The organism is Micromonospora sp. URMC 107 (assembly GCF_051386315.1).
Classification (GTDB): domain Bacteria; phylum Actinomycetota; class Actinomycetes; order Mycobacteriales; family Micromonosporaceae; genus Micromonospora.
The window spans coordinates 1-2,691 of the sequence record NZ_JBPQTK010000254.1; the positions used below are offsets into that span (position 1 = coordinate 1).

The 2,691-nt window shown below is 74.2% G+C and carries 3 protein-coding genes; 1 reads left to right on the forward strand and 2 read right to left on the reverse strand.

Annotated elements, in window-relative coordinates:
- Positions 1–192 precede the first annotated feature (192 nt).
- Both ACSNN9_RS28280 and ACSNN9_RS28285 read right to left on the reverse strand, forming a co-directional pair.
- Positions 193–1,215: an alcohol dehydrogenase catalytic domain-containing protein gene (locus ACSNN9_RS28280; protein WP_436676358.1), complete on the reverse strand. Its 1,023-nt coding sequence runs from the start codon at positions 1,213–1,215 to the stop codon at positions 193–195.
- Between the two features lie 102 nt (positions 1,216–1,317).
- The gene (locus ACSNN9_RS28285) at positions 1,318–1,941 is read right to left on the reverse strand and encodes a DUF2306 domain-containing protein (RefSeq protein WP_436676359.1); all 624 of its coding nucleotides are present in this window, start codon (positions 1,939–1,941) and stop codon (positions 1,318–1,320) included.
- A gap of 530 nt (positions 1,942–2,471) precedes the next feature.
- On the opposite strand from ACSNN9_RS28285, the gene ACSNN9_RS28290 reads away from it, so the two are divergent.
- A complete protein-coding gene (locus ACSNN9_RS28290) occupies positions 2,472–2,597 on the forward strand; it encodes a hypothetical protein (RefSeq protein WP_436676360.1) in 126 nt (41 codons plus the stop codon).
- Positions 2,598–2,691 lie beyond the last annotated feature (94 nt).

Below are 2,691 nucleotides of genomic sequence, written 5' to 3' on the forward strand. Positions count from 1 at the left end.
ACCGGACCACCCAATCGTCGGTCGGCGGCGCACCCACCTGCATCTCCACGATTGCGGTCCGCCGGCCGCCCACCGGATACGCGAAATCGCGGGCGACGGAAAATGGTGATTTCCGCGACTGCCGAACAGCGCGGAGAACCGGGCCAGAATCGTTGCGGAATGCGGTACCGGCGGACGGCGGCCCGCCCCGGCTCACCAGGAGACGACGGCGCGGAAGCGCACGTCCCCCTTCGCCACCCGGTCCACCGCGTCGGCTATCCGGGTCGCGGGGAACTCCTCGACCACCGGGGCGCAGCGGCCGGCGGCCACGAGGCGCAGGGCCTCCGTCAGGTACCGCAGCCCGTGGTGGGTGGCGCCGATGACGCGGTGCCGCTGCGCGAAGAACGGGCGGGCGCCGGGGGGCGCCAGGTCGAACCCGGCGGGCGAGTCCAGGCCCGCCAGGACCAGGCGGCCGTCGACCCGCAACCCGCGCAGGCTCTCCGCGGCGCTGCGGTAGGAGCTGCCGGTGGCCAGGATGACGTCGGCGCCGCCCAGCTCGCGCAGCTCGGCGCCGTCGCCCACGACGGCGTCGGCGCCGAGGCGCCGGGCCGTATCCCGCTTGTCCGGTGACCGGGTGACCGCGACCGTCTCGAAACCGCAGGCGTGGGAGAGCTGCACGGCGAGGTGACCCACTGCCCCGATGCCGAGCACGGCGACCCGTTCCGCCGGCCGCGGTTCGCCCTGACGCAACGCGCTCCAGGCGGTGTACCCGGCGCACATCATCGGGGCGGCGAGTTCGTACGCGAGCCCGTCGGGCAGCAGCACGGTCGCCTCCGCGACCGCCACCACGTACTCGGCCTGACCGCCCGGCACCGTGAAGCCGGTCGTCCGGGGGGCCTGGCAGTTCAGCGCCGCCTGCCCGGACAGCGGAAGGTTGAGCCGGCAGTAGTCGCACCGGCCGCAGGCGCCCTGCACCCAGGTGACGCCCACCCGGTCCCCCACCCGGCGGGCGGTCACCCCCGCGCCGACCTCGACCACCTCGCCGACCGGTTCGTGGCCGGGCACCGCCGGGGTCACGGCGGGGAACGGGATGGCGCCCCGGGAGGCGAGCACGTCGTTGACGCAGAGGCCCGAGGCGCGTACCCGGACCAGCACCTCACCGGGGCCGGGGCGGGGGGTGGGCAGCTCGACGACTTCCCATCTGGCGTTGACTTCCGGGACGACTGCCGCCCGCATCCGGCACCTCCGTTTGTCCGTCGTGATGGCCCGTGCCGCCGTTCCGGGTGGGAACGGCGGCCGGGCGCCGGTACGCGGCCGGGCGCCGCGACCGGTGACGCCTCACCTGGCCGGCACGGCCGTGGCCAGCGAGGCCCTGTTGCGCCGGGCCGACCACTCCAGGTACCACTGGGCGGCCAGCAGGTTGAGCACGATGCCGATCCAGCTCGCCGTTTCGAGCAGCAGCGGCATGGAGGACGGCTCGAAGCCGGGAATGAACGGGATGGTGAGCACCATGACCCGCCCCTCGATGATCTGCATGCAGAGCGCGAAGCTGTAGATCATGAAGCGGCGGTGGCTGGCGTACTGCCGCCGACGGGCCATCCGCCAGCCGTACAGGGTCGCGGCCAGCCAAAGGAGCGCGCCGATGGTGTTGCCGACCGGACCCATCGCGAACGGCACGATCACCAGGGAAGTCAGCGCCGAGGGGATCACCCCGCCGAAGACGTACGCCCGGCCCATGAACCGGTGCACGGCGGGATAGCGCTGGCGGAGCCGGGGCCACACCTGGAACGGCACGGTCACCATCGCCACCGTGCCGAAGATGACGTGCGCGACCAGGAAGCCGTAGTGCCACGGGATGTCTCGGCGCAGGTTCTGCAGGCGGGCCTGGTCCGGGTCGAAGGTGAGGTACGGCGGCACGAACACGAACACGAACGCGAACGCGAGCAGCGCGGCGGGCAGCACCCACGGGCGACGCCACCACGAGGGTTTACCGCGCGGCGTCGGTTCCCTCCCCTCGCCCGCCGGTTGCCGAGGGCGGTCCGGCACGGCCTCCGGGGGTGTGGACGCGTTCTTAACCGGAGAATGGGTCACAGGTGGGCCCCCTGTTGACGATGCAATGTGGACGAAATGTCGCCGCCGGCCGGTGGTACGGCTCCCGGCGGCCCATCAAGGATGACGAAGTACGCCGGTCGGCACGCCTTCCAGATTGCGCGATTCCGCCGCCGCCCCGGGGACGGACGGGACCGGTCGGGAACCGGTCGGACGGCCCTGTCCGGCTGTCGCGGGCCACCGCCGTCGGGCGTCGGTGGTAACGTCGCCGTCACCTTCGGTGTCCATCAGCGACGGTGGCGGGCGGCCCGTCCGCCGCGCGCCGGACCGGTCCCGGCGGTCGCCCCTCCGCGTGACGGTGGGCCTCCGACCCGGCCCGGGACGGGTGCCGGCGGCCCCTCGGCCAGACGCCCCGGACGACGGCGTCGGCCGTGGTGGCGGCCGTGGCCGTGGCCCTGGTGGTGGCCGTGGCCCTGGTGGCGGGCGTGGCCGTGGCCCTGGTGGCGGCCGTGCTCGTGGTCGGGCCGGACTGGCTCGTGGTCGGGCCGGGCTGGGCGGCGCCGGACTGAACGGCGCCGGACGGGGCGGCGGAGGGGGCGGCCAAGCGCGCAATCGTGGAGATGCAGGTGGGCACGGCACCGACCGACGATGAGGTGGTCAGGC

Coding starts and splice junctions, on each gene's coding strand:
- ACSNN9_RS28280 (WP_436676358.1), bottom strand. CDS start 1,215: ATGCGGGCGGCAGTCGTCCCGGAAGTCAACGCCAGATGGGAAGTCGTC.